Genomic DNA, 22293 nt, shown 5'->3' on the forward strand with positions numbered 1-22293 from the left:
TTCGCCAGCCACTGCGCGGACGTCACACTGTTGTCTACGGCCATCGCCTGGTTCTCCTTCGAACTTGATCTTCGCTACTCGAAGGATCACGCGGTGGCCGTCTTCATTTCACGACGCCACACCTGTCACCAGTGAAAACTCATACACCACCTCCGTGGACGCAACCGGTTCGCGCTCATGATCACTCCTTGGAAGGTGTGAGGTGGAGCTGTCGGCGAGAAAAGGGCTTCGAGATGAGGCGAAGCCTGGTGATGTGTCGGCTAAGCGACCGGGAGGAGGCAGACCAGCAAGAACAAACGCCCCAGGCAGACCATGCGGGCCAGGTCTCCGAGCAGCGGTCGAGAAGCGGCCTTGTCGAGCTGCCCGGTCAAGGGCATCAGCGCCCAGACCTTCTTGCCGTCGTGAACGGGCTCGCTGCCCCAGCTGCTGGACAGCATCTCCACCAGGAACAGGCCCCGGCCGTTCTCCTCGTCGTCGGCCGACCGGTGAACGCAGGGCTCGTTCATGGAGCCGTCTTGGACCTCCACGTACACTTCTGGTCCCTCTGCCCGCAGTGTGACCGTGATCTTGCCCTTGCCTGCGTGAACCACGGCGTTGGTCACCAGTTCAGAGGTCACAAGCCGTAGCGCCTCGTCGATCGCAGGTTCGAGCTGATAACCCCAGCGAGTGAGGTGTTCCACGACCTGGTGACGGGCTTCTCCCGGCGCAAACGGCTCGGCGTGCAGGTGCCAGCACGCCTCATGGGCGCTCACCGCGCGCTCTCCTGGGACCGGATCCGGTCGACCAGCTCGGCCATCTGCTCTTCAGTGAGGATCAGGAACCCGTCCTGGCTGCCGCCGTCGTCGTGGTGAAACCGGATTTCGATCGTCCAGTGCCGGGCCTCACGGTCGTAGGCCATCTGGCCGTTCGTGGTGGCGTGGCTAATCTGGGACGGGAGACGCCGCAGGGTGGAGGCGTCAGCGAGGGCCGACCATTCCATGCCTCCTCCGGGGGCTTGGAGATGGTAGGTCAGCCATTCGGAGCCTTCCTCACCGGGAATGCCCACGACGACGCCGATGCGGTTGTTCCTGGCGATGTCCAGGGCCAGATCTCCCAGTTGGGGCCACGGTCGGTGCCGTTCGGCTTCATGGCCTTCAGGCGTGGCATCGGGGGATGTCATGCCTGGGACGGTAAGGACGTGTCGGCCCCTCAATATGAGCCGAAGGAATATCGAGGCTATCCGTCGAGGTGAAAACGGTCTGACATGCGACGGAGCTTCTCTCGCGTGGCTGTGCGCTCGGCGTAGACGAGGGAACGCAGCGTGGACCGCGCGATGGGGTGATTGCGAACCAACTGTGGCGCCAGCCGTTCGGCTGCTTCCAGCTCTGCCAGCGCCTTATCACGATTGCCGCTCCACAGCCACGCCCGTGCCAGGTCCATGTGGTGGTGTCCCTGCCGGGAATGGGGCAACGCCGCGACCACTCCAGGGGCAGTCCGCCTGTTGAGCGTTAAGGCACGTCCGTGATCTCCGGCCTCCAGAGCGACCGCCACCGCGTGAACAGCGACGTTACCGCTGGAGAAGGTCAGCGAATGTCGGTCATAGATCTTCGGTCCCACCTCGGCGTCAACCCGATCAGCAGCTACCTTGGCCAAGGCGATGCGATCCATGGCCTCATCCGGTGCGCCCGACCGGGCAGCGGAGACGGCTCCACGAAGTTGCAGAGAGCCCCACGCCCGTACGGTGAGCCGGTCTCCCCGGTTGTAGGCCGGTTCGAGCTCTCTCAGAGCCTTGTCGGTCAACGCCACGGCGTCGTCCCAATCCGCGGTGGCCCACATGTCCCAGACCCGCATCCAGTCGGCCACAGCGGGAAGCACCGGGTCACCTGAGAGCTGAGCCGCCCAAGCAGCCCGTTCGCAGGACATCGCGACCAGTTCGGGGTGTCCCAGGAAGTGCGCGGCGGTGTGGGCGAACTTACACATCACGGCGTACAGGGCGAACCCCTCTTCGCGCTCCCGGCCGGTGGATACTTCCACCAAGGCCCGAGCTTCACGCAGCAGATCCGGCAGGGTCCGCAGAATGGCCACGTTGGCAGCAGTGTCCCGCAGCCGGTGAAGGCGGCTCATCTCTCCCCACAGAGCCCCGGAACCACGCGGCGTTCCATCGAAGACCGGCGCCAAGTCGTAGCGGCGGAGCTCACGCATGATCGCTGAGGCGGCCACCTGCCACTGGTTCTCTGACGGTGAGTTGGAGTAAGGACGGCCGATCAGGTCGTTGGGGTGGACGTGCAGCTCAGCGGCAAGCTTGTTGAGCAGCCCAACCCGATCCAGCTCGATCTCACCATGCTCGATCTTCGAGACCCATCCTTGCGTGTGTCCCAGCAAGGCGGCCAGGTCAGCTTGGGTCAGCCCCAGCCGAAGCCGGGCACGCTTGATCCGGCGGCCGATCTTCTCCGCTTCCTCCAGCATCAGCACACTCCCGGTCTGATCGGGCTCGATACGCCCAAGGTACAGACATGTCGGCGTTTCCGGGCATAACCCGCCGGAGTATCGAGTCCAACCGACGCCTGAGCCGTCACCACTGAGTCGTCGAACGAACCGTCTCCTGGCTGTCGGGCTGCCGCCGCCTGCACCGCCGCTACGGACACCGAGCAGACCACTTCGCGTCCTTCGTCGCCATCGCCGCAGCCCTTATCTGCCACCGCCGCCTTACCAAATAAGTCACAGTCTTAGCGCGCGAGTTGGCATGCACTCATCTGTCGCTGTGCGCGGTCATATTGATGAGAGAGCGCTGTCACGAACTGTGAACGTATCGTTTCGACCCACAATTATTTGAACCACCGGGCGTGCTGATACTTGGATGCCTCGGGCCCGTCGAGCTCATGCGTCGTATTGTTGAGCCGGACGAGGAATACTGCTCCTTTCGCCCCGGTCTTGGTCCTGGTTGTATACACCGGTTCCAAGGCAGGCGCGACGTCGATTCGAGCAACCGTGCGGTCGTCGATAGTGCCGAAGGCGACGGTCACGTTGGCCGTCACGGCCTTCCCGAAGGTCTGAATTAGCAGCTCGGTCAACCACTGCTCCCAGCCGTCGGTGTTCTTCTTGGAGAAGATAGTCAAATCCTCCTCCAGACCCAGCACCGACCCATCGTCCCGGACGCCGACGAGCAGCGTCCCTCCGTGACCGTTCATGAAGCCGGCGACCGTCTTGATCACCGCCCACCCCATCGCCTGATCCACCTTCCCGGTGTCCAGGTTCTTCCGGCCGGTCGACTTGAACTCGACGACCTTGCTCTCCCCTGCCTTGATCAGCGACTGGATACCACGTGTCAGTGCGACGCCGCCGCGTTGTCCGGCAAACGGGTTACCCTGACCGTCACTCCGGTTCACCGGTCGGCCGGTCGCATCCTCGATCTGACGAATCAACCGTTCGTAGCGCGCCTCGAAGATGGCGCCGAAGTCGTCCTGACGAAGTGCGATCGGGTCGATGTCATGGCTGGTGAGGATCGCGTCCAAGTCCTGCGGAGTTACCGGCACACCGGTTTCGATCGCGGCCAGATATTTGCTCGGCGCACTCGCGCCCATGTACCCCCAGGTCTGCCCGTCGATGGCGGTCTTGTTGACGATGCAGTTGGCATACGCGCTGTCAACGCCGTTCGCTGCGCACCACTTCTGCGGGAAGATGTGACGGATGTCGATCGAGTCGGCCGCGTACGCCTTCGCGTCGATCGTCTCACCGGTACGGAAGTCGCGACCGCCCCGCTTCATCACAAGTGCGTAGAGCCCCTTGTAGGCGGCACTATTGCGGGTGCGCAGCCTAAGCAGTCGTTCAGCCTGGAACTGCGACTCGCGCACCGTGCGCGGTTCCTCACCGTCGTCCCGAATCCACGCGAGCACGTCCTGCAGGTCGTTGGCGAAGCGGGTGTCAGTGGTGCCGCCGTACAGCTCACCGAACACTCCACACCAGTACCACTGACGTAACTTCGCGATCGGCTTCGGCGTGAACGCGTCCCCGCCGAGCAACGTGAGAATCGCCGTTAGGGGAACGAGCTGGGTGCTGTACGGGAGGTCACGGGCATGGAAGATGCGCTCACCGTGGAGGAACCGCACCACCCCCTGCAGCGCCTCGGTGACGGCATCGGCCCAGCGCCGGTATCCGCTCAGCGGAAGCGACAGCATGTCGCGGCGCTTGGCCGACACCGCCGGGACGCGGTCACCGCGAACACGTTCCCGGGTGCGCTCCTCCCAGCGGCCACGGGTCCAGAGCAGGGTGACGATCTGCAGGAAGGTCGTGGCGTCCAGGTCTGCGAGCAGCGGCTCGTCCGCCCAGATCGCCTGCCGCCTCTTCCAGTCGTTGCGCAACCGGAAGTTTTCCGCGGCGTACGTCGCCGTCAACAGCTCGAAGACCGTCAGCTCGACGCCGCCGGTGTTCACCTTCTCGAAGACCTGGCAGACGGCCTCCTTGGTCGTCTGCCGATTAAGTGCGATCCGCGGAACGCTGTACTGAAGGAACGGCAGGGTCAGCGTCTCCTGGAATCTCTTCCAGATTTTCATCTGCTCCCGCGGTGGTCCCGCCTCCAGATAGGCAAGCTGCCAATCGGCGGTGGCAGCCGGGTTGAGCACGATGCTGAGCGGAAAGAAGCCAGCCTTGCCGGCCCGCACCTGCGCCTCGGTCGTGGAGGCGTCGAGCACGACGTCACCGCGGGCATTCACTCGTCGCTTGTCTACCGGTAGCGACAGGATGGCGTCATTCCGGTCTGCGTCCGGGTCGATGCACGCGTCGATGTCGGCAAAGTACCAACGCTCGATGTCGTTCTTCCGTGTATCCCGGGTCGGGACCGGTGCCCCGGAACGGAGTGCCAGATAGAGCGAGGTTGTACGTTGCTGCCCATCGAGCAACAGATATTTGGGAGCACTCATCGCAACCGAATCCGGGACTCCCTCGAGTATCCGGGGCTGGAATCGCACATCAGCGTTTCCAGTCTGCAGCGTCATCACGGCGCCGATCGGGAACGAGCGAGAGACCGAGGCCAGCAGACTAACGATGTGGTCGTCGTCCCAGACCCACCCACGCTGGAAATCGGGTAACTGTAGTTCTCCCTGATGTGCTTGGTTGAGTAGGTCCGCCAGCGGAACATCACCACTATCGAACGTCTTCGCCACGCCGCCCCCTCTCCACGGACACGCTCTCGCGACAGGGTAGACGAAAGCGTCTAGGCGGACGCTACGATTAACATTTTTCGAGGAGCCAGCCTCTCACGCACACTGCTTAAGACTGTGGCTTATTTAGTGAGGTGGCGGTGCAGGCGGTGGCAGCCGGACAGCCGGGAGACGGTTCGTTCGGCGGCCCGGCGGTGACAGTCCAGGCGTCGGTTGAGCTCGATGTCCCGGCGGGCGACGCCCGCAGGTGGCCGAGAACAGGCTCGTGAACTTGCACACGACGAGAGTCCCGATCTCGACGGCCAGGATCCAGAGGATCGGCAGTATGGCGTGGGCGACCGTGGGCAAAAGGGGCAGTCTCCCCGACGAGGCATGGGCCTCTCCTGGGTGATCAGGGAACGGATCAAGGCCCTGAGGAGGTGGTAGGACACAGCCTTGGGACCGTGCTCAGCTGCAGGCCGTGCTCGTTCGGCCTCGGCCAGAGCTAGTCTTTTGATCCGTTCAACAGGATCCGGCCTGCTGCACATCGAGGCCCCGCCGGAGTGGCTCGTCCAGCAGGGCGGCCTCTTCCACGGCATCCAGCTCTGGGTGAACCTCCCGTCCAAGGACAAGATGCTCACCCCGAAGTACCAGGACATCGGACGCGCCAAGGTCGCCCTGCTCAGCAGCCACGACGGAGGCGCCCTGGTCCGCCTGATCGCCGGTGACGTGGCCGGACACGCCGGGCCCGGCTCCACTCACACCCCGATCACCCTGCTCCACGCCAGCCTCAGCCCCGGCGCGCAGCTCACCATGCCCTGGCGCAAGGACTTCAACGCCCTGGCCTACGTGCTGTCCGGCAAGGGCAGCGCCGGCGTGGAGAAGGCGCCCGTCGGCAGCGGCCAGCTCGCCGTCTTCGAGGGCTTCGGCAACCGCCCCGGCCTGGCCACCGACGCCGAGACCATCACGGTCACCGCCTCGCCCACGTCGGAGCTGGAGGTCATCGTGCTCGGCGGCGAGCCGATCGGCGAACCGGTCGCGCACTACGGACCGTTCGTCATGAACACTCACGCCGAGCTGGCCCAGGCGTTCCAGGACTACCAGGCCGGCCGTCTCGGCACCATCCCCGCAGGCCACGCCTGACCGCCGCTCTCCGTTCCCGGGCGAGCCGAACTCGCCCGGGCGGAGGCGGACGTCGGTGTGGACTTCGGGACCGGTCCGGCGGGACCCGTGGTCGCCGAGGCGCGCCGACCCGGTCGTCGTCCCGCCGGCGTCGTACGGATCGTCCTACGCGCCGGTCGTACGGATCGTCCTACGCGCCGGAGGAGATCCGGCGCGCGGCGAGGTCGAGGAAGAGGGCGGAGGACCAACCGAAGCCGACGGTGGCGCGGGCGGCGCGGGCGCCGGTGAGCGGGTTCCAGTACTCGTACAGGCCTCCGCCGTCGTTCACCATGTCCAGGGTCCGCGTGGTCAGCTCCTCGGCCACGTCGGCGAAGCCCGAGCGACGCAGGCCCTCGATCAGCAGGTAGTTGACGTTGAGCCAGACCGGCCCCCGCCACATCGCGTCCGGGTCGAAGGCCGGGTCGTCGAAGGCGACCGTCGGCACCGGACGCTCGGCCCAGAAGCTCGGCGAGAGCAGGTCGGCGACCAGCGCCCGCGCGATCTCCTCCGGCAGACGCCCCGTGAAGAGCGGCATCAGCTCCAGCGGAGTCCGGGTGGCGACCTCCACCTCGTCCGGCGCCGTCGTGCGGCGGGTCGTCTTCGACAGGGTCACGAAGCGGCTGCCGTTCCAGCGCCTGGAGACCAGCAGCTCGACGTGTCCGGCCGCCCGCACGCGCCAGCTCTCCGCCTCCTCCGTACGGCCGAGCGCCTCGGCGATGTCGCCCAGCCGGTCGGCCTGCAGGGCGAGGTAGGAGTTGAGGTCCGGGGGCTCGGCCCTGGGGCCGTGGTCCCAGATGGGGCTGTCGTCCAGGCCGGACGAGTAGGGGTGGAGATATTCGGCGAGCCCGTCCCCGTCGGGGTCGGAGACGGTCAGCCACCACTCGTGGGAGCGGGCGATCGGCTCGTAGACCTCCGCGAGGAAGTCCAGGTCGGGGGCGACCTCGTGGATCTTCCAGACGGCCCACGCGGTGAGCGGGGGCTTGGTCACCGGCACGACGCCCCCGATCGGCGTCGCCGGCGCGCCGTCCGCGGACGGAGCCGCCGGTGTCCCGCCGCGCTCGGAGACGTCCGTCCCGTCCTGGGCGTCCACGGTCACCGCGCCGCCGGAGTTCCTGTCGTCCCCGGTGTCCACAGTGCCCACGGTGCCCACGTGCTGGGCCAGGCGGACGTGGTCGGAGCGGGGCAGGTCGGTGGTCTCGGCGAGCACGCCCAGGTCGTGGACGACGTCGGGGATGAGGCCGTCGGGCCGCTGGTGGTCGAGCATGATGCGGATCTGGTCGCGGGCCAGCTCGGGGTCGGCGTGGCGCAGGGCGATCGTGTGGAAGTAGGCGTCCCAGTTCCATACGCCGACGTAGCCGAACTTGGAGGGGACGACGCCTTCGCGGCCTCCCGCGAACGCGATGGGCAGCAGGTTCACGCCGAGCGTCCACCAGGCCTGCTCGGCCCGCTCTCGCAGTTCCGCGGGTACGGCGGGCATCCGGCCGAACCACTCCCGCCACCGCCTTTCGGCCCGCTCCAGCAGCGTCTGACCGTCGTGGGCCGCCCGCTCCCCCTGCCGGTCCCCCACGAGCACGAGCGTCCCGTCGACCTCCCCCTCGCCCCCGTCCCAGACGGCGCGCGCCCCCGAACCGGTGAGCACGAGCGTCTCGGCGTCGGCGAAGACCAGGTCGACGCCTCCCTCGAAGGAGACCCGGTCGGCGTGGGCCCGCCGTACCGGCAACTCCACGCCCACGGGGGACGCGGTGGACGCGGTGGAGAACAGCCGCAGGCCGGTCAGTTCGGTCGTCTCCGACAGCCGGGTCTCGTACTCGGCGCGGGCGATCCACAGCGAGCCGTCGTCCGCGCCCATCACCAGCAGCCGGGATCCCCGGTCGGTGAAGGGGGTCGTCCGCAGGTCGTGGAGTTCGAACATCTCAGCGTCCTCCCAGGCCGGACATGGCCATGCTGTTGAGAATGCGCCGCTGGCCGATCAGGAAGGCGATCATCATCGGGATGACCGAGATGGCGGAGGCGGCGAGAGTGAGGCCGTAGTCGGTCGCGCCGTGCTGTCCGGCGAACTGGCTGACCAGCAGCGGGACCGTGGCCAGCTCGGGCGAGTTCAGGAAGATCAGCGGGAAGAAGAAGCTGTTCCAGCTCGCCAGGAAGACGATGATGCCGAGCGCGCCCATGCCGGGCCTGACGTTGGGCAGCACGATCCGCCAGAAGATCGTCCAGCGGCCCGCGCCGTCGAGGCGGGCGGCCTCCTCGAGCTCGATCGGGACCGCCCTGATGAACTGCCGCAGCAGGAAGACCGCGAACGGGTTGACGTAGCCCGGCACGATCAGCGCCAGGTGGGAGTCGATCCAGCCGAGCTGCGAGAGCATCAGGTAGAGCGGCACGATCGTCACCTGCGCGGGCACCATCTGGGTCGCCAGGAACAGCCCGAACAGCAGCCCTGAGCCGCGAAAGCGGATCCTGGCGAAGGCGTAGGCGGCCATCGCCGAGGTGACCAGGGTGAGGATCACGTTGAGGATCGCGATGTAGAAGCTGTTCCAGTACGCCTGGGCGAAGGGCAGCGCGCCGAACGCGTCGGGGTAGTTCTGCGCCCGCCAGGGGTTGGGCAGCCAGTCGAGCGGCGCGTTGAGCATCTGGTGCGTGCCCTTGAAGGAGGTCAGCAGCATCCAGACGAACGGGAACAGCATGACCAGCCCGCCCGCGACGAGCACGACGTGCAGGACGACCTGACCCAGGCGGCGGGGGGCGGGGGTGCCGGAGGTGCCAGGGGCGTCGGCGCCCCCGGGGGCCCGGAGAGTCCGGAGGGTCACAGCCATCGACGCCTCCCCTTCATGAGTCGTAGTGGACGAAGCGCTTCTGCACTCCGAACTGGACGAGGGTGACCAGCAGCGTCAGCGCGAGCAGGATCAACGCGGCGGCGCTGCTCATGCCGAACTCGAACTGCTTGAAGCCCAGGTCGTAGACCTGGTAGACGATCGTGCGGGCGCCGTCGTTGTGGTCGGGGTCGACCAGCACGTAGATCTGGTCGAAGGCCTGGAAGGAGCTGATCACCGCGACCACGGTCGAGAAGAAGACGGTCGGGGAGATCATGGGCAGCGTCACCGAGCGGAAGACGCGGATCGGGCCGGCGCCGTCGATGCGGGCGGCCTCCATCAGCGACGGCGGGATGGTCTGCAGCCCGGCCAGGAAGATCACGACGTTGAGGCCGAGCGAGGACCAGATGGTCACAACCGCGATGGCCACGACCACCCAGCTCGGGTCCTCGAGCCAGTCGGGCAGCACGATCCCGAACCAGTCGTACACGGTCCTGTTCAGCACGCCGTAGTCGCCGCTGGCCAGGATGATCTGCCACATCACCGCGACCGCGACCGAGCTGGTGATCACCGGCAGGAAGTAGACGATCCGGTAGAAGGTCTTGCCCCTGACGTGGTTGAGCGCCAGGGCGATGAGCAGCGCGAGCGCCAGGCCGACCGGGACCGTCAGGAAGGCGAGCTTGACGGTGTTCCAGACGGCCGTGCCGAAGTCGGGGTCGGACAGCTGCGCGGCGAAGTTGTCGAAGCCGACCCAGGACTTCTCGCCGAGCCCGTCCCACTTCATGAACGCCAGCACGACGGCGAAGCCGAGCGGGAAGACCAGGAAGGCGAGCAGGCCGACGACCTGCGGAGCGAGGAAGAACGCGGCCCACCAGCCGTCCCGGTTCCGCACGCGCGTCGCCGCGCGCGCGGGCCGGGTCTTCGCGGTGGGGCGCGTCTCGGTGACGACGCCCACCACCGCTATCCGATCTTGCCGTCGACGAGCGTCTGGAGCTCGGTCATGGCCTGCTCGAAGGGGACCTTCCCGGTCCAGAGCTTCAGCAGGTGGTCGTTGATGTCCTTGGTGAGACCGGGCACCGCGACCTCCTCGGGGTAGTTGGCGAAGCCGGTGTCACGCACGTCGAGGAAGGTCTGGGCGTGCGCCGGGTAGTTGTCGGCGAGCACGACCTGCTCCGCGCCCTTGATCGAGGGGACCGCGCCGCCGCCCTTGAGCCGCAGGAGCTGGCCGTCCTTGCTGACGAACTCGGTCAGGAAGGTGAAGGCCTCCTTGGCGTTCTTGGAGTCCTTGTTCAGCGCGAGGTAGGAGGCGGCGACCGCGCCGGGCATCGGCTGACCGGTCTCGGACGGGAACGGCACGATGTCGTAGTTGGGCAGGTCGCCGCCCTTGCGCAGCGCGTCGATCACCCAGCGGCCGCCCGCGTAGAAGCCCGCGGTGCCCTTGAGGATCTGGGTGCTGGCGCTGTTGCTGGCGGGCAGCACGTCGGCGGACAGGAAGGTCTTGTCGGCGTAGCCCTTGGCGAGGGTCTCCAGGGCCTTGCGGGACTTGGGGTCGGTGGTGGCGACGAACTTCCCGCCGTCCCAGACCTTGCCGCCGAAGCCGCCGATGACGCTGTAGGTCGAGCCGTACCAGTTCCAGAAGATGGACCCCGCCTTGCCCGCGGCCTTGAGCTTGGCGTTCATCTCAAGGTACTTGGCCATGGTCCACTTGCCCGCGGCGTTCAGCTCGGCCGGGTCCTCGGTGATCCCGGCGTCCTTGAGCGCCTTCTTGCCGTACCAGAGGACCTCGGGGTTGGTGTCGTTCGGGACGCCGTAGATCTGGCCGTCCTTCTTCGCGCCGCCGTAGATCCCTTCGAAGAAGTCCTCCGGCTTGCTCTTGCTGTCGGGCCCGGCGAGCTTGTCGTTGAGCGGGGCGAGCACCCCGGCGGCGACGAACTTGCCGATGTTGTCGTCGCCGACGAAGAAGACGTCCGGCGCGGTCTTCGAGGTGAGCTGGGTCAGCAGCTTGGGGTGGTAGTCGTCGTACTTGGGGACGGTCTCCATCTTGAGCACGATGTTCGGGTGGCGCTTCATGAAGTCGTCGTTGAAGTTCTTGAAGAGCGCGACGTCCTCGGCCGACCCCCAGGTCGACCACCTGACGGTGACCTTTCCGCCCGCGGGCGCGTCACCGGTCGCGGCGGCGCCGCCACCGCCACCGCCGCTGCCGCTGCACGCCGCGGTCGCGGCGGTCAGGAGGAGGGCCGCGGCGGCCAGGAACTTCTTGGACGTCGGAAAGGAGACGGGAAAGGACAAGGACACGGTGTGCCTCCTGGGGGTTGCGTGGTGGGGGGCGGGAGGTGGGTCAGGCGAGTCCGCCGCCGTCGACGACCAGGGCCGCGCCGGTGACGTAGCTGGCGGCGTCGCTCGCCAGGAAGAGGACGGCCTGGGCGATCTCGTCCGGGGTGCCGGAGCGGCCCATCGGGCGGTCGGCGGCGTCGGCGGCGAAGGCCGCCCAGTCCTCCGACAGCTGCCGGGCCTCCTCGCGGAGCATGGGGGTGTCGGTGTCGCCGGGGTTGACCGAGTTGACGCGGATTCCGGCCTTGGCGTGGTCGATGGCCAGGGCGCGGGTCATGTTGACCACGGCCGCCTTGGAGGCGCAGTAGGAGATGGCGTTGCCGCCGCCCTTGAGCCCCCAGCCCGAGCCGGTGTTCACGATCGAGCCGCCGTCCTTCATGGCGGGGATCGCGTGCTTGCACATGAGGAAGACCGAGCGGACGTTGACCGCCATGACCCGGTCCCACTCGTCGGCGGAGATCTCCAGCGCGGTGGTGCGGCGGATGATCCCGGCGTTGTTGAACAGCACGTGCAGGCCGCCGAAGGTCTCGACGGCGGTCAGCACGGCGCGCTCGCAGTCGGCCTCTGCGGCCACGTCCGTCGCGACGGCGACGGCCCTGCCGCCCCCGGCCTCGATCTCCCCGGCGACCCGGGCGGCGCCCTGGCCGTCGATGTCGGCCACGACCACGGCCGCGCCCTGGGCGGCGAACAGCAGCGCGGTCGCCCTGCCGATGCCGGACGCGCCACCGGTGACGATGGCGACCTTTCCGGTCAGGGCGTTGGTCATGATGGTCATGCCGGGAACTCCTCGATAGCGGAACGGATCCGGTACAGCGCGCTCTCGCGATGTCCGGTGATGACGGGGACGTAGCCCTCCACGAGGGCGTCCGCCTCCGGGTCTCCGGTGTCGGCCAGCAGCGGCCGCCCGTTGAGACCGGCGAGCTTCTGCTGGGTCGCCAGGACGAGCAGCCCTCCGGAAGCCACGATCTTTTTGAGTACGGCCGGGCTGATCTGCTGGTTGCCGCGCCCGAGCACGAACCCCTGCCCCCCGATCACCGAGACGACGGCGTGGGTCTCACGCCCGTCGACGAGATTGAGGAGGTCCCGCTCCGCCACGTCGGCGGCGACCAGTCCCCCGTCCTGGATCACGTCCACGCCCAGCAGCGTGGTCGCCAGGCCGAGCAGCCTGCCGACGGCCATGGTGGTCGCGCCGGGGCCGAGGACGTAGCGGACGCCGGGCCGCATGCGGGCGACGACCTCGGCCGCGACGCCCTCGGCCGACCCCGGGGCGGTCGAGGACGAGCCGACCTTGCGGCCGGACAGGCGCGCCCTGGCCGCGGGCACCCTGAGGGTTCCGTAGAGGCGGGGGCTGACCGCGCCCCGCCGGTAGGCCTCCTCGTCGAGGTCGACCACCTCGGCCTCGATCGTGCCCGCCGTACCGTCTTCCACGCCCGCGGGGGCGTCCCGGGCGAACTCCGCGGCCATGACCCCGGCGGTGGCGGGGCTGACCGCGAAGCACCCCGAGTAGACCTTCACCCCGGCGGGGACGCCGAGCACCGGGCACGACGGCGAGCCGTCGAGGACGTCCCTGGCGGTGCCGTCCCCGCCCGCGAACAGCAGGAGGTCGACGGCGTCCCTCATGGCCTCCACGGCCGCCGTGGTGTCCGCGCCGGAGGACGGGTCGCGGGGAACGCTCCAGACGAGCTCGGGGACCGCCCCCGCGGCCCGCGCGCTGTCCTCGCCCATCGGGCCCGCGACGGTCAGGATCCGGGTCTCCGGCCGCCTGGCCAGCAGGGCGAGCACGGCCTGCGCCGCGCGGCCCCCGGCGCGCGGGGACGCCCCCGCGGCGAGCGCCCGCCGCTGGATCTCCGCCCCGTCGCTGCCCTTGAGCCCGGCCGGGCCCCCGACGCCCGCGACCGGGTTGACGACCAGCCCGACCGTGAAGGCCCCTCCGTCACCGGGCACGGTCATGCCAGGTGCTTGCGGGTGTAGGCCCGCCAGGTCGGCGACCACTGCTTGGGGTCCTCGAGCGACGTCGGGTCGATCTTGTGGATCGTCTGGTTGTACGGCGCGCCCCTGACGAGGTCCGGGTCGCGGCGGGCCTCGTCCGCGACGTGGGCGAGGATCGCGGCGTACTCGTCGAGGTCCTCCTGGGAGTACGACTCGGTCGGCTCGAGGGTGAAGGGCTCGGGGACCAGGTAGGGGTGGTGGCTGGTCCAGTAGTGCACGCCGAAGTCGGCGGCGCGGACGCCGATCTCCTCCGAGTGCACGCCCGTCTCCTCGAACAGCCCCTGCCACGAGTAGCGGACCTGCTCGACGCGGCCCCCGGGCCAGTGAGCCGAGGCGCCGGGGATCTGCAGGATCTTGTGCATCAGGTAGTTGTTGTTGAGCACCGCGGTCTCGGCGACCTCGCGCAGGCCCTGCGCGCCCAGCGCCGCGATCCAGGCGTAGGCCCGGACCACGTTCGGGGTGACCCCGAGGAAGGGCCGCGTCTTGCCGACCGACAGCGGCCTGTCGGCGTCGAGGTGGTACTTCTCGCCGTCGAACTCGACGGTCGGGCCGGGCAGGAACGGGGCGAGCGCCTCGGAGACGCAGCTGGCGCCCCCGGCCGGGCCGCCGCACATGTGCGGGGTGGAGAAGGTCTTGTGCAGGTTGAAGTGGCACAGGTCGAACCCGGCGTCGGCGGCGCGGGTGACGCCCAGCAGGCCGTTGGCGTTCGCCTGGTCATAGCAGGCCAGGCCGCCCGCCTCGTGCACGATCCTGACGAACTCCTCGATGCGCGGGTTGAAGATGCCCGTGTCCTCGGGGTTGGTGATCATCAGGGCCGCGGTGCGGGGCCCCGCGGCGGCGCGCAGCGCCTCGATGTCGGGGTAGCCGTTCTCGTCCGGCATCAGCGTGATGACCTCGTACCCGGCGACCTTGGCGCAGGCCGCGTTCGACGGGTGCGAGAACATCGTGGTGATGACCTGGTCGCGCCGCTCGCCGTCGCCACGCGAGGCGTGGTAGGCGCGGATCATCGCGATGTTGGCGTAGATCGCGGCGGAGCCCGAGGCGGGCTGGAGCGAGACCCGGTGCATGCCGGAGATCTCGGCGAACATCCGCTCGAGACGCCAGTAGATCTCCAGCACGCCCTGCACGGTGTCCTCGGGCTGGAGGGGGTGCAGCTCGGCGATCCTGGGGTCGGTGACGAACCGGTCGTTGACCTTGGGGCTGTACTTCATGGTGCAGGTGCCCTGGCCGACCGCGATGGCCTGGTCGACGCCCAGGTTCTCCTGCGAGAGCCTGACGTAGTGCCGCAGCACGTGCAGCTGCGACATCTCCGGCAGCTTCGGCGGCTCGGCGCGCCGTACGGCGTCGGGGAGCTCGACCGGGGGGACCCCCGCCGCCGGCACGGCGATGCCCCTGCGTCCCGGACGCGACTGCTCGAAGATGATCGGCTCGTCCCAGCGCGCCTGGTGGAAGCGACGCAGCGCCGGCTTGGGAGCGACCGGCAGCTCGGCGAACGACTCTCCTGCGTGCCCACTCATGCGAGCCCCTCCTGTACGGCTGCCGCCAGCCGGTCGATGTCGTGCTTGGAGTGCCGTTCGGTCACGCAGACCAGCAGCGTGCGGTCGTCGAGGCGGACGCCGCCGAGGATGCCGTGCTCGCGGAGCGCGGCCAGGAGGGCGTCCGAGGACGGCGTCTCGATCGCGAACTCGCGGAAGTGGACGGAGTCGGCGTGCAGCACGCGGGCTCCCGCCTCCGTCAGACGGTCCATCGCGTAGCGGGTGCGGGCCAGGATCGTCTCGCCGATCTCACGCATGCCCTGCGGGCCCATCAGGGCGAGGTAGACGCCGGCGGTGATGCCCCACAGCGCCGCGGCGGTGCCCACCCATTCCTTGCCCTCCTCGCGCAGGGCGAAGGAGGTCCGGTCGTAGAAGACGTCGCCGAAGCCGTACTCGCCGGGGACCGCGGTCGGGGCGATGCCGAACAGGCGGGAGGGGAACTCGGCGACCAGGCGCTCCTCGTCGCGGGTCGCGATGTATCCGGCCTGGCCTCCGCCGTAGCTCTGGTGCATGCCGAGCGACTGGATGTCGCCGCAGGCGATGTCCGCGCCGTAGGAGGCGGGCGGGGCGAGCACGCCCAGCGAGATCGGGTCGGCGGAGACGACCAGGAGCGCGCCGACGGCGTGCGCGAGGTCGGCCAGCTCACGGCCCCGGGTCTCCACGACGCCGTAGACGTTCGGGGTCTCCAGGTAGATCGCGGCGAAGGTCTCGTCGATCTCGACGTCGCCGATCTCGCCCCCGGGTCCGACGGGGGCGATCACCAGCTCGATGTCGTGGTCGAGGAAGTCGCGGAGCTTGCTCATCTTGTCGGCCGCGACGGCCCCGCTGAGCAGGACCTTCGACCTTCCGGTGTAGCGGGCCGCCATCCGGATCGCGGTTCCGGCCGCCTGGTGGCCGTCGTAGGTGGGGACGTTGACGACGTCCATCTCCAGCAGCTCGGCCATCATGCTGACGTACTCGAAGATCGCCTGGAAGCGGCCGTGGTCCTCGTACGGCTCGCCCGCGTACGCGGTGAGGAACTCACTGCGCCCGTTGACCTCGTCGCAGACGGCCGGGACGTGGTGCGGGTAGCAGCCGTGGCCGAGGAAGCTGAGCAGCTCGGTGGTGTCGGTGTTGCGCGCCAGCAGCCCGCGCATGTGCGCGACCAGCTCGTGCTCGGAGGCCATCGGCTCGGGCAGGTCCAGCGGCCTGCCGAGGCGCAGGCCTTCGGGGATGGCCGCGTAGAAGTCCTCGACGCTCGCGGCGCCGATGGCGGCGAGCATCTCGGCCCGTACGCCCGGTTCGGCGTTCGGGATGTAGGGGTGTGTCACCGTTCTCCTTCGGTTGGCGAGATGTCGGTCGGCGGGACGTCGGCGGGGTGGACGCCGACGGGGTGGGAGTCGCCGCCCCCGGTGCGGGGACCTGTCGCTCCCGGCTCGGGGCCCGTGCGGAGCACCACGGCGTCCCGGCCCTGGATCTCGATCCGCCCTCGCAGGTCACGCCCGGTGAGCAGGTCGACGCCCGGCTCCCTGAGGTCCACCTTCACGGGGGAGGTCGTGTGGTTGAGCAGGAAGAGGTAGCGGCCCCTGCGGGTGGCCTCGACGCCCTCCGGCACGTCGGCCACCGGCTCGACGCCCGCCGCGGCCAGGACCTCGGTCAGCACCGGCGTGACGTCGTCGAGCAGACAGCCGAGGTAGGTCGCGTCGCCGTGCCTGGTGATCGCGGCCTGGCCGTCGAGGTCGCCGCCCTCGTAGCGGGCGAGCACCCGGGCCTCCCCGACGCGCAGCCACTCGGCCCAGGTCCGCGCGGGCACGGCCGCCGCCCCGTCCCCCTCGATCGGGGCGGCGAGCCGTACTTCCTGTGTCCGCCCGTCCGGCAGCGGCCAGAACTCGTCGACCGTCAGGCCGAGCAGGCCTCGCAACGGTCCCGGGGCGCCGCCGTCGTGGACCTGGTCGTCCTGGTCGACGACGCCGCTGAACGGGCCGACGACGAGGTGCCCGGCGAAGGCCGCCAGCCACTCCGCCTGCTCCTGGGTGCACATGTAGAGGTTGGGCGCGATGACCACGCGGTAGCCGGACAGGTCGCCGAGGGGCGGGACGAGGTCGACCGCGACACCCCTGGCGTGCAGGGGGGCGTACCAGGCCTGCATGAGCTCCTTGAGCCTGAGCCGGTTCGACGGCATCGACTCGGGGGCCTCGAGGCCCCACCAGCTGTCCCAGCCGAGGACGAGGGCGACCTCGGCCCGCGTCTGCGTCCCGGCGATCTCGGCGAGCCGCCGCAGGTCCGCGCCGAGCCTGAGGGTGTCCTGCCAGCCGCGTGAGGCGGTGCCGCCGTGCGGCAGCAGCGCGGAGTGGAACTTCTCCGGGCCGTACTTCGCCTGCCGCCACTGGAAGAACATCGCGCCGTCCGCGCCGTGGGCCAGGGCCTGCAGGCTGTGCAGGCGCATCATCCCCGGCGGCTTGGGCGCGTTGACCTCGCGCCAGCTCACCGCGCTCGAGGCCTGCTCGAGCAGGATCCACGGCCGCCGCTTCAGCGAGCGCATGAGGTCGTAGCTGAGCGCGACGGCCACGTGCGAGGCGGGGTCGGCGGGGTCGGGGTAGGCGTCGTCGCTGACGACGTCCTCGGCGGCGGCCCACTTCCAGTAGTCCAGGCCGTGCAGGATGCTCATGAAGTTGGTGGTCACCGGGACGTCCGGGGTGACCTCGCGGAGCACGGCCTTCTCCAGCTCGAAGCACTCGAGCAGCGCGTCGGAGCAGAAGCGGCGCCAGTCGAGGACCTGCGCGGGGTTGACCGGACCCGGAGCCTTGCGGGGCGGGTTGACCTGGTCGAACGCGGTGTAGTGCTGCCCCCAGCAGGAGGTGCCCCAGGCCGCGTTGAGGCCGTCGACCGTCCCGTGGCGCTCCCGCAGCCAGCGGCGGAAGTGCCTGGCGGACTCGTCGCAGAAGCATTCGAGGGTGTGGTCGGCGTACTCGTTGCCGATGTGCCACATGGCCAGCGCGGGGTGGTCGCGGTAGCGCTCGGCCATGACGCGGGCCAGCCGGGCGGTGGCCTGACGGAAGGCCGGGGAGCTCGGGCAGTAGCTCTGCCGGGAGCCGAAGTCCAGGCGGGTGCCGCAGGCGTCGACCGGCAGCGTCTGCGGGTGCTCGCGGACCAGCCAGGGCGGCGGGGTCGCGGTGGCGGTGGCCAGGTCCGCGGCGACGCCGTGCTCGTGGAGCAGGTCCATGACCCGGTCGAGCCAGCCGAAGTCGTACTCGCCCGGACGCGGTTCGAGGCGTGACCAGGAGAAGACGGCGACGGTCGCCATGTTCACCCCCGCCTCGGCCATCAGCCGGACGTCCTCGTCCCAGACGTGCTCCGGCCACTGCTCGGGGTTGTAGTCACCCCCGAACAGCAGCCCGGGAACCCTGTTTAGACCCACCCGTAACTCCGATTTGTGACAGTAATATTTTGTATGCAGAATTCATAGTGCAGTATTTTGTGTCGCGTCAAGCGGTACGCTTCGAACAAGATCAACCCAAGGAGAGCCATGCCGATCGAGCGGCGCCCCCTCCGCGAGCAGATCCGCGACGAGCTCATGCTCAGGCTCGACCGAGGGGACTTCGCGGCCGGAACCGACATCAACGAGGCCGCTCTCGCCGCCGAGCTGGGCGTCAGCCGCACCCCGCTGCGCGAGGCCCTGATCACGCTCGCGGGCGAGGGGGTGCTGGAGAGCAACCAGGGCAGGGGTTTCCGGTTCGCCCCGGTGAGCCGTAAGGAGTTCCGCGAGCTGTGCGCCATCGTGGCCGCCCTGGAGGCGCTGGCGCTCGACAGCTCCGACCCCGTCTACCTGAAGCAGGTCGCCCCCGAGCTGCTCCGGCTCGCCCAGGAGTTCTCCGACAACATCGCCGAGCAGCAGGACATCGAGCGCCACGACGACGAGTGGCACGACCTGCTGCTCGGCGGCTGCTCCAACGAACGGCTGCTCGACCTGATCACCAGCGTCAAGGCGGGGATGCGCCGCTACTCCCACCTGGTCGCCGGCGAGAGCACGCCGATGGAGCGCGCGGCGGAGGAGCACTGCCGGATCGCCGAGTGCCTGATCGCCGGAGACCCGAAGGGCGCGGCCGCGGCCCTCAGGGACAACTGGGTCAACGGCATGGAGCGGATGATGTCCCGCATCCCCTGATGCCCGGAAAGCCCGTCTCAGACGCCCGGAAAGCCCGTCTCAGCTTCGCGGAGAGCATCTCTCACTACCCGGCCCGTTCCAGGCGAACGCATCATTGGGCTGCGACACCGAGCACGAAGGTGGTGACACAGTGCGGTTCTCTGCGGAAGAGGCTGACTGGGAGCGGATGCGCGGGCAGTACGCCAGGGCCTGGTCCATCTGGCGGAGCGACGCGGGCCGATGGTACGCGACCCGGCTGACGAGGGCCCTGTCCCGGGCCCAGCTCGACGCCGACCTCGCGATGACCGTCTACGCGGACGGCATGGAGGAGCTTCGCGAGCTGCTCGCGGAGCAGGAACGGCGGGCGAGCGGCGTGCCCTCATGAGTCCGCGGGGGCCGCGACCGGCCCCCGCGCTCAGGTGCGTCCGCGCTCAGGCGTGCGACGCGGCGATCTCGTCGATGCGTGCGGCGAGGGTGAAGTCCAGCTCGGTCAGACCGCCCGCGTCGTGAGTGGACAGGACCAGGTGGAGGGTTCGCCAGCGGATGTCGATGTCGGGGTGGTGGTTGAGCCTCTCGGCCTCGACCGCGACCTCGTCGACGACGCGGATGGCGGCCGGGAAGTCGGGGGCGGTGATCGTACGGCGGATCTCGTCGCCCTCACGCCGCCACTCGGGCAGCCCGGCCAGTTTCCGTTCGATCGCGGAGTCGTCAAGCAGGTCCATCGGTCCAGGAGATCATGTCCGCGACCGTTACGCCAAGTCCCGCCAGGGCTCCGGCGCGCCGCGCCATCGCCATGACACCCCGGGCCATGGTCGCGGCGTGGCCGGTCCGGTCGACGAGTCGTTCGAGCTCCGGCATGAGGACAGGCACCCGGGTGAGACTCCAGTCGTGCCAGCGGGACAGGCGGGTGCCGCCGCCGTCGGGATCCTCGGCGCGGTAGGCCGCCAGGACGGGGCACTGGCCGTGGATCAGCGTGAGCCACGTCTCGATGTCGGCGTTGAGCGCCGCGATCCTGGAGGGGGCCGCGTGGAGCCAGCCGTCGTCGTCGATCCGGTCCGACTCGTCCGCGGCGACGGGGTAGGCGCGGGCGACCACGCCGTGCAGGAACAGTCCGCTGGCCACCATGAGCTGCCGGGCCTCGCACCACTCGACGGCCTCCCGCAGCGGGACCGGGACGGCGTCGACGATGGCCTCACGCTGGGAGATCGTCGGCTCGCGGGCGAAGCGGACGTGCACCTCGGCCCACATGTAGTAACCGGCCTCCCCCGCCCCGAAGAACGGGAAGGGGAAGGCCGAGGGTTCCAGTGGTTCCAGACCGGTCATGTACGGATCTCCGGAGAGGACGTAGGAGTTCGTCACGACTATGGACGACTCCCCCGCACCCTCTCCGGATTACCGGACCGGTGATCTTATTTGACGGCGCCCGAGGTGAGACCCGACTGGATCTGCCGCTGGAAGATGATGTAGATGATCATGACCGGGATGATCGCCATGCTCAGCGCGGCGAACAGGCCGGGCCAGTCGGCCTCGTAGCCCGCGTTCGTGGAGATGTTGGCGATGCCCTGGGTGATCAGCCACTTGTCCTCGACGTTGCCGGACAGCAGCACGATCGGCAGGAGGTACTGGTTCCACTGGCCCAGGATGTTGAAGATGGTGATGCTGATCAGGCCCGGCTTGGCCATCGGCACCATGATCTGGAAGAACGTCCTGGTGTGCGAACAGCCGTCCATCATCGCCGCCTCCCCCACCGAGGTGGGCAGCGTCTTGAAGAACGCCGACAGGAAGAAGACGGTGAAGGGCAACGAGTAGGCGGTGTAGACCAGGATCACCCCGAAGTGGGTGTCGATCAGGCCGAGGTTGCGCACCACGAAGAACAGCGGGACCAGGGCGAGGAAGACCGGGAAGGTCATGCCCGAGACGAACAGGAAGTAGATCGCCCGGTTGCCGGGGAAGGTGTAGCGCGACAGCACGTAGGCGGCCATCGAGCCGAGCAGCATGGTCAGGGCCGTGCTGCAGGCCACCACGAAGACGGTGTTGAGCATGTACTGGCCGACGTGGGCCTTGTCGATGGCCCGGCCCCAGGCGTCCCAGTTGTAGGTCGACGGGAGCGTGATGGGGTCGCCGAAGATCTCGGTGTTGGTCTTGAAGGAACCGAGGAAGGTCCACAGGATCGGGCCGATGACCAGGATCGACCAGACCAGCAGCGCCAGGTGGGACAGGGCGCCGAAGGCGCCCATCTGGTCGCCGCGCTTCCGCTTCGGCCTGCCGTGGGCGGATCCGGTACGCGAGGCGGGCTTGTAGGCCGTTTCCGTAGCCATCAGAACTCGATCCTCTCGCGCCGGGTCACGCGCAGGGTGAGCGCCGCGAACGTGATGGTCATGAAGAACAGCACCACGCCCATCGCCGACGCGTAGCCGAACTTGGAGAAGTTGAACGCGGTCCGCCAGATCTCCAGCGGGAGCACCGTCGTGGAGTTGTCGGGTCCGCCCCGGTCGACCGAGAGGACCTGCACCAGGGCGAAGGCGTCGAAGGCGGCGATGCCCAGATAGACCCACGCGACCTGCATGGTGTCCCACAGCAGCGGGAGGGTGATCTTGAAGAAGAGGGTGTAGCGACCCGCGCCGTCCAGCGCGGCGGCCTCGAACACGTCCTTGGGGATGGAGGACATGCCCGCGGAGAACAGCACCACGTAGAAGCCGACCGCCTGCCAGACCATGACTCCGATGATCGACCAGAGCGCGAGGTTGGGGTCGATCAGCCAGCCGACCGGCTTGATGCCGACCAGGCCGAGAAGACCGTTGATGACGCCGCTCTCGTCCGGGCGGTAGATCGCCTGGAACAGGACGCCGACGATGGCCACCGCCAGGACCTGGGGCAGGAAGAAGATCACGCGATAGACCTTCGAGCCCCAGATCCCGGTCATCTGACCGCCCCGCTGCCCTCCGCTCAGGTTGAGCAGGAAGGAGAAGAACAGGGCGATCACGATGGTGACCAGCGGCATGACAAGCAACAGAACACCGTGGTGACGCACCGCGGCCCAGAAGACCTCGTCGTCCAGCAGGCGGGAGTAGTTCTCCAGGCCGATGAACTGAGGGTTTGCCGAGATGCCCTTCCAGTTGGTCAGCGAGATCTGGAAAGCCTGTAGATACGGGCTGATCACGAAGACCACGTAGAGGATCACCGGCGCGGCGAGAAAGCCGACGATGAACCGATACCTGCCGTGCCGCATGGGG

General features: G+C 68.7%; 20 protein-coding genes and 1 pseudogene. 4 read left to right on the forward strand and 17 right to left on the reverse strand.

Translation table 11 applies throughout. The features are described from left to right. Positions 1-260: 260 nt before the first annotated feature. The 3 genes from PKF00_RS42955 to PKF00_RS42965 are packed head-to-tail and all read right to left on the reverse strand — an operon-like array spanning position 261 to position 2445. Positions 261-752, reverse strand: coding sequence for an ATP-binding protein (locus PKF00_RS42955; protein ID WP_271223555.1), 492 nt, complete (start codon positions 750-752; stop codon positions 261-263). Continuing rightward, positions 749-1159: a hypothetical protein gene (locus tag PKF00_RS42960; protein ID WP_271223556.1), complete on the reverse strand. Its 411-nt coding sequence runs from the start codon at positions 1157-1159 to the stop codon at positions 749-751. Before PKF00_RS42960 ends, PKF00_RS42955 begins: the two co-directional genes overlap by 4 nt. 56 nt (positions 1160-1215) lie before the next feature. Then, positions 1216-2445: a helix-turn-helix domain-containing protein gene (locus PKF00_RS42965; RefSeq protein ID WP_271223581.1), complete on the reverse strand. Its 1230-nt coding sequence runs from the start codon at positions 2443-2445 to the stop codon at positions 1216-1218. Between the two features lie 86 nt (positions 2446-2531). Here PKF00_RS42965 and PKF00_RS42970 point away from each other — a divergent pair. Then, a pseudogene (locus PKF00_RS42970) lies at positions 2532-2696 on the forward strand (IS5/IS1182 family transposase); the annotation flags it as partial. A gap of 108 nt (positions 2697-2804) precedes the next feature. Here PKF00_RS42970 and PKF00_RS42975 read toward each other — a convergent pair. Beyond that, positions 2805-5138: a GmrSD restriction endonuclease domain-containing protein gene (locus PKF00_RS42975; protein ID WP_271223557.1), complete on the reverse strand. Its 2334-nt coding sequence runs from the start codon at positions 5136-5138 to the stop codon at positions 2805-2807. A 489-nt stretch (positions 5139-5627) separates the two neighbouring features. On the opposite strand from PKF00_RS42975, the gene PKF00_RS42980 reads away from it, so the two are divergent. Continuing rightward, positions 5628-6257: a pirin family protein gene (locus tag PKF00_RS42980; protein WP_271223558.1), complete on the forward strand. Its 630-nt coding sequence runs from the start codon at positions 5628-5630 to the stop codon at positions 6255-6257. Between the two features lie 169 nt (positions 6258-6426). Here the strand turns inward: PKF00_RS42980 and PKF00_RS42985 are convergent, their stop codons facing one another. From PKF00_RS42985 to PKF00_RS43025, 9 genes are read right to left on the reverse strand one after another with little or no spacing between them, the layout of a single operon-like run. Then, entirely contained in the window at positions 6427-8187 is a 1761-nt protein-coding gene (locus tag PKF00_RS42985; RefSeq protein WP_271223559.1) for an amylo-alpha-1,6-glucosidase, read from the reverse strand. A 1-nt stretch (position 8188) separates the two neighbouring features. Then, positions 8189-9085, reverse strand: coding sequence for a carbohydrate ABC transporter permease (locus PKF00_RS42990; RefSeq protein WP_271223560.1), 897 nt, complete (start codon positions 9083-9085; stop codon positions 8189-8191). Positions 9086-9098: 13 nt separating this feature from the next. Further along, positions 9099-10037: a carbohydrate ABC transporter permease gene (locus tag PKF00_RS42995; RefSeq protein WP_271223561.1), complete on the reverse strand. Its 939-nt coding sequence runs from the start codon at positions 10035-10037 to the stop codon at positions 9099-9101. A 5-nt stretch (positions 10038-10042) separates the two neighbouring features. Continuing rightward, positions 10043-11377 carry an ABC transporter substrate-binding protein gene (locus tag PKF00_RS43000; protein WP_271223562.1) on the reverse strand — a complete coding sequence of 445 codons (1335 nt, stop codon included), beginning with the start codon at positions 11375-11377 and terminating at the stop codon, positions 10043-10045. Between the two features lie 43 nt (positions 11378-11420). Then, complete coding sequence (locus tag PKF00_RS43005; RefSeq protein WP_271223563.1) at positions 11421-12188, reverse strand: SDR family NAD(P)-dependent oxidoreductase; 768 nt, start codon at positions 12186-12188, stop codon at positions 11421-11423. Continuing rightward, positions 12185-13363, reverse strand: coding sequence for an ATP-NAD kinase family protein (locus tag PKF00_RS43010; RefSeq protein ID WP_271223564.1), 1179 nt, complete (start codon positions 13361-13363; stop codon positions 12185-12187). The genes PKF00_RS43005 and PKF00_RS43010 overlap by 4 nt, the downstream gene beginning before the upstream one ends. Then, positions 13360-14919: an aminomethyl-transferring glycine dehydrogenase subunit GcvPB gene (gcvPB, locus tag PKF00_RS43015; RefSeq protein WP_271223565.1), complete on the reverse strand. Its 1560-nt coding sequence runs from the start codon at positions 14917-14919 to the stop codon at positions 13360-13362. Before gcvPB ends, PKF00_RS43010 begins: the two co-directional genes overlap by 4 nt. After that, on the reverse strand, positions 14916-16247 hold the full coding sequence (gene gcvPA, locus PKF00_RS43020) for an aminomethyl-transferring glycine dehydrogenase subunit GcvPA (protein WP_271223566.1): 1332 nt from the start codon (positions 16245-16247) through the stop codon (positions 14916-14918). Before gcvPA ends, gcvPB begins: the two co-directional genes overlap by 4 nt. Then, entirely contained in the window at positions 16244-18334 is a 2091-nt protein-coding gene (locus PKF00_RS43025) for a beta-galactosidase (RefSeq protein WP_271223567.1), read from the reverse strand. Before PKF00_RS43025 ends, gcvPA begins: the two co-directional genes overlap by 4 nt. A 108-nt stretch (positions 18335-18442) precedes the next feature. Here PKF00_RS43025 and PKF00_RS43030 point away from each other — a divergent pair, with 108 nt between their 5' ends. Both PKF00_RS43030 and PKF00_RS43035 read left to right on the forward strand, forming a co-directional pair. Beyond that, on the forward strand, positions 18443-19081 hold the full coding sequence (locus PKF00_RS43030) for a GntR family transcriptional regulator (RefSeq protein ID WP_271223568.1): 639 nt from the start codon (positions 18443-18445) through the stop codon (positions 19079-19081). Between the two features lie 130 nt (positions 19082-19211). Continuing rightward, positions 19212-19445, forward strand: coding sequence for a hypothetical protein (locus PKF00_RS43035; protein ID WP_271223569.1), 234 nt, complete (start codon positions 19212-19214; stop codon positions 19443-19445). Between the two features lie 46 nt (positions 19446-19491). Here the strand turns inward: PKF00_RS43035 and PKF00_RS43040 are convergent, their stop codons facing one another. From PKF00_RS43040 to PKF00_RS43055, 4 genes are read right to left on the reverse strand one after another with little or no spacing between them, the layout of a single operon-like run. Further along, entirely contained in the window at positions 19492-19782 is a 291-nt protein-coding gene (locus PKF00_RS43040) for a 4a-hydroxytetrahydrobiopterin dehydratase (RefSeq protein WP_271223570.1), read from the reverse strand. Further along, positions 19769-20419, reverse strand: coding sequence for a hypothetical protein (locus PKF00_RS43045; RefSeq protein ID WP_271223571.1), 651 nt, complete (start codon positions 20417-20419; stop codon positions 19769-19771). Before PKF00_RS43045 ends, PKF00_RS43040 begins: the two co-directional genes overlap by 14 nt. A gap of 50 nt (positions 20420-20469) precedes the next feature. After that, a complete protein-coding gene (locus tag PKF00_RS43050; protein WP_271223572.1) occupies positions 20470-21378 on the reverse strand; it encodes a carbohydrate ABC transporter permease in 909 nt (302 codons plus the stop codon). Continuing rightward, positions 21378-22289: a carbohydrate ABC transporter permease gene (locus PKF00_RS43055; protein WP_271223573.1), complete on the reverse strand. Its 912-nt coding sequence runs from the start codon at positions 22287-22289 to the stop codon at positions 21378-21380. The genes PKF00_RS43050 and PKF00_RS43055 overlap by 1 nt, the downstream gene beginning before the upstream one ends. Between the last annotated feature and the right edge of the window lie 4 nt (positions 22290-22293).

Source organism: Streptosporangium carneum, assembly GCF_027922005.1.
Lineage (GTDB): Bacteria > Actinomycetota > Actinomycetes > Streptosporangiales > Streptosporangiaceae > Streptosporangium > Streptosporangium carneum.